A 4,321-nucleotide genomic window follows, 5' to 3' on the forward strand; every position below is an offset into this window, starting at 1 on the left:
CACTAAAGTTAGCAAATAAAAACAGAATATAAAATCCGATAGGATTTTCGTGAGTAGGCTAGAACTAGAATAAATTATATAGTTTGTTTTAGCACGTTTTTATCTTCTTTTTCAGTAAATATCAGATATCTATTTTTTCCAAATGTTATATAATAAAGTGGGTACAAAAATCCAATTCCAAAAATCCAAATCAAAAAGTTCAAGTCAATATTCAGAGCATAGTTTCCAAGATAATAGAACAGCATAATTCCAAGTAAAGCTGGAAAAATCCATTTAGAATATTTAAATCCGCTTAACTTTATAGTTTTACTCTCATTTTGGGCTATATTCAGCTCAATTTTTGGACTACTACACCAATCTATTTTTGCAAAAATCTCGTGTTTTCCGTTTTCTAATTCATACTCTTGAGTTTCCCCGTCATTTATTGTTCCGACTTTTTCTCCATCAATATAAATTCCGATTGCACGAGCTTTATTATTCCATTCAGAATTTCGTTCTACTCTAATTTTTCTCATTGATTCAGGTTTTTATCAAATGTGATACCACGGTTTGTGTATGATTTCGTTGCGTGGTTTAGCAACTAATTTAGCAAACTTTCACAAGTAGACAAGAACCAAGCAATTAATTCTATACGGTGTTACCACACGTTTTTTAAATCAAATTCTTTTTAGTTACAACAATTTCTTTAGACTTTCCATTTTGTGAAATAATAAGGTTTAATTTTTCTACATGTGTTATTTTAGACCATTTTATATTCCAAAAATCACAGAATTCTTGGTGTGAAAAATTGGAAACATCGGTCTCATTAACTTTTAAAAGAAAAGCTCCATTTCTTATTTTATTTTTTTTTGTAAAAGCTCTTAATCCTGTCGCTATTTCTATTTTGTTGGTTTCAAAGTTTGGTTTGAAATTCAGTTCAAATCCTATGAATGTATCAGAACCTACATTTTTTATAGGTTCTAAAAATAATTGATGTTTTTCCCAATCAACTGTGACTAAAAAATTTTCAAGAAAAAGATTTCCTAAAAGTTGCAAGTTGCCAACTTCTCTTTGAAAACTTATAGTTTGATTATTTAGTTTTAAATCGCCAATACTTATACTTTTAGCAAGTAATTTATAATCTAAAGCTGATTTGCTAAATCCGTATTCTATAATTGAATTTTTGTCTTCTACAATAAAGTTATTTAATTCACTTGGTTTCAAAACTATTTTCTCACGTCCATTACCAGTATCAAAATTAAATTGTGAAACATAACCATCTATGTTTAGTTCTAATGTTTCTGTTCCCCAACCCCAAGAAGGAAGATTAAGATTTAGCGAATATTCTGGTTGCGTAGAGAGTAAGTTTGAAATATCATCTGATAAGCGAATAATTTGTTTTTCATAATCTATTTGCCATTTTGTTTTTTTCATTAAAGTACTACCTATTACTCCGTCTAATTGATTACAGAATTTCACATCATCAAATTTTATATCTAGTGAAACAGCTCCTATATCGGTAAATTCTACACCTGAAATATAAATGCTTGAAAGCGTAATTGTTGTAACATCTTCAGTTGTAATTAAAGGACCAGAAATAGTTGATTTAGAAAATGGTTTATATTCAAACTCATCTATAATAGACTTATCTATTACTGTTGCTTCGGCACCTGTATCAAAAAGAAAATTATATGTTTTATCGTTTTGAACGATATCTACAAAAATATATCCATCTACATATCGAAAAGGAATTTCTGAATTGTAAGTTATGTTCGTAACTGCACCTTGATTAGCCCATTCCATCATTTTTTCAGCTTGTTCATCTTGGGAGTTAACGTTTATAGTAAATACTGAAAGAAATAATATTAAAATATAAGTTTTAAGATTTGTCATTTTTTATATTTGTTTCTTTTGTTCTATCGCAAAAGATGTAAATTTTGTGAAATGTTTGCCTGATTACGGATTTTTATCAAATGTGTGGTAACGTTTATCTGTAAGGAACATTGCGTGTTTGAGTGCGAGGATTTTCCGAAGGAAAATCAGATGCTAGCAAACAAAGCAACGACCAAACGGTTGAACTAAAATAAGCAATGTTTTTTACACGGTGTTGGCAAATCGTTTTTTATAAATATTTTAAGTCAAATTCCCCTTCTCTTATTTCTATAATTTCTCCATCTTCATTTACTGCGTCAAACTCGAAACGACCGCCCAAAATAAAGTTATCAATGTCGTGATATAGAATTTCCAAAGTTCCAAAATAAATTTCGTTTGTTTTGTAAACAGAGCTGGCGGTATCAATACTATATTCTCCTTGATTTGGTTCATCACCAAGATTATAAATATTACCAACCATTGAAGTTGTTGTGCTTATTCCAGTAATTTCTATTGTTACAAATTGGTCAATGAAATCTGGTGACTGACCTCTATTACTAAACGAAAGGTACATACGATTTAAATCATCATATTCAGCCAAACTAAACCATACCGACCTAGCTCCAGGACTTGTTACTACAGATGGTTTTAATAGGTTGTCATTAACTTTACATTTCACGCCTCCTCTTCCGTCAAACACATAATTCTCATCGTCCAAATCAACTGAAGCTGTATCACAGGATATGAAAATTAATATTGATAAAATAAAAATCAATTTTTTTTTCATAGTATGCTTTTTTTATACGGTGTTGTAAGCTGGCTATTAATTTTCTAATTTAATATCTCCAGACTTTATATCATTGTCAATTTCCAACATTACTTTTTCAATTGCTCTTAAATCTCCATGTTGATATGATACTTCTTCATGTTTTTTTGTTTTGAACTTTATCATTTTACGTTCTCCAATTATTCTACTATGATAATAACTATAATTGTTAGGATTAAAAATCAGAATCAGAATTTTTTCCAAATCTTCTGAATTATGTTTTTCAAATACAATTCCATATCTCATTTGTGGTTTTGTATCGTAATAAGGAATAAAAGTTTCATTTATTTTTTTCAATGAATCAATTTTGAATTCAACAGTTCCTCTAGAAAATGGAAACTTATTTACGCTTTTTTTGTTATAGGAAGAACTTGATAAAAACAAAGAGTGAATTATTTTAGTTTCTTTATATAACAGTAGTTTCACTTTCTTTAATTTGTCAAATAAATATTCGCCTATGTACAAATCGAATGATTCTGCCATAGGATGAGGGTTGTCCTTTACAAAATTTTCTTTTGAGTAAATTTCGTCTGCAATTTTTATGAATTCAATTGGAGGGACATCTTTTGGGAATCGACTTTGGTCTTGAAATACGATTTCACCTTTAGGTTTTCGACAATATAATTTTTAGTTGACCAGAAATTATGCCTTTCACTAATGTGTATATTTCCAGTGTCCTCATTTCCTTTTATTAATATCAGATTATTTTTTTCCGAAACAGCTATAACATCTTTATAAGAATGCTTCGCTGTTGACATTAGCCGAACACCATAATATTTAAAAACAGGATTGTTCTTATTATTTTCTAATATTTCTTTTATGTCTTGTTTAGATAATAATTGCTCCAATATTTTTAATAGTTTTGGGTTTTTTCAGCTTGCTTACAACGTTGTTGTATATGGTTTGTTGCGTGTTTCAAGCAACTAATTTAGTAAATAATTACCGACCAAGAAAGTCCGCGAGGACTTTCGCAAGTAGGCAAGAAGCCAGCAATAAATTATATACGGTGTTCTACACCGTTTTTATTTCATTATTCCTGCTTTATCTAAATATTCTCCAATTAAATAAGTTGGAATTCCTTTTTGACAACCCATTCTGTAAAATCCAATTCCGTTACTACTTAATTTCTGTAATTCAGATGCTTTTTGAATGATTTCAAATTCCGTAAGAATTGAATTACTCTCTATTAATTCTCCTTTTAAAAATCCACCTTTTGCTCCGGAAGGAATCAAAATTATTTTTTCAGTATTTACTTTCCGCTGTGAAAATTCATTCTGATATTTATTCAACTCCGATTTTACTGCTGATTCCCAGTTTAAGTTTTTAATTCTGCCAAACCTCATTGGTAAATCCGCTCTAAAATATTCAGCTTCCTTTTGAGTAAATTCTTCAAGTTTTATTAATTCCGACTTTACTTTAAATAATTCAGTTCGCATTCTTAAAAATATACTTTTGCGTTTAAAATTTCCAGAGAAAGTCCATTTATTTTCATTCGAAAGACAATCGTAAAAAACTTCATAATTATCCAATCCAATTATTCGAAATACTCGTTCGTCAAATTCAGTTTTATATATTTCTCCTAATTTCAATTTATTCTCGATTTTTTTAAATGGTGTAGAACGAGTTTGTGTATCTTAAGTTAGC

General features: G+C 29.3%; 5 protein-coding genes. All 5 read right to left on the bottom strand.

Annotated features, from left to right (window positions below; genetic code table 11):
* Window positions 1-74: 74 nt before the first annotated feature.
* On the bottom strand, window positions 75-515 hold the full coding sequence (locus AST99_RS01400; RefSeq protein WP_057778369.1) for a hypothetical protein: 441 nt from the start codon (window positions 513-515) through the stop codon (window positions 75-77).
* Between the two features lie 136 nt (window positions 516-651).
* Window positions 652-1,872, bottom strand: coding sequence for a retropepsin-like aspartic protease (locus AST99_RS01405; protein WP_057778371.1), 1,221 nt, complete (start codon window positions 1,870-1,872; stop codon window positions 652-654).
* Window positions 1,873-2,101: 229 nt separating this feature from the next.
* Window positions 2,102-2,638 (bottom strand): Riean_0653 family protein, encoded by a 537-nt coding sequence (locus AST99_RS01410; protein WP_057778373.1) that lies wholly within the window; start codon window positions 2,636-2,638, stop codon window positions 2,102-2,104.
* A 36-nt stretch (window positions 2,639-2,674) separates the two neighbouring features.
* Window positions 2,675-3,160, bottom strand: coding sequence for a hypothetical protein (locus AST99_RS01415; RefSeq protein WP_057778375.1), 486 nt, complete (start codon window positions 3,158-3,160; stop codon window positions 2,675-2,677).
* A 539-nt stretch (window positions 3,161-3,699) separates the two neighbouring features.
* Window positions 3,700-4,266: a hypothetical protein gene (locus AST99_RS01425; protein WP_057778379.1), complete on the bottom strand. Its 567-nt coding sequence runs from the start codon at window positions 4,264-4,266 to the stop codon at window positions 3,700-3,702.
* Window positions 4,267-4,321 lie beyond the last annotated feature (55 nt).

The sequence above is a fragment of the Formosa algae genome (genome assembly GCF_001439665.1).
Lineage (GTDB): Bacteria > Bacteroidota > Bacteroidia > Flavobacteriales > Flavobacteriaceae > Formosa > Formosa algae.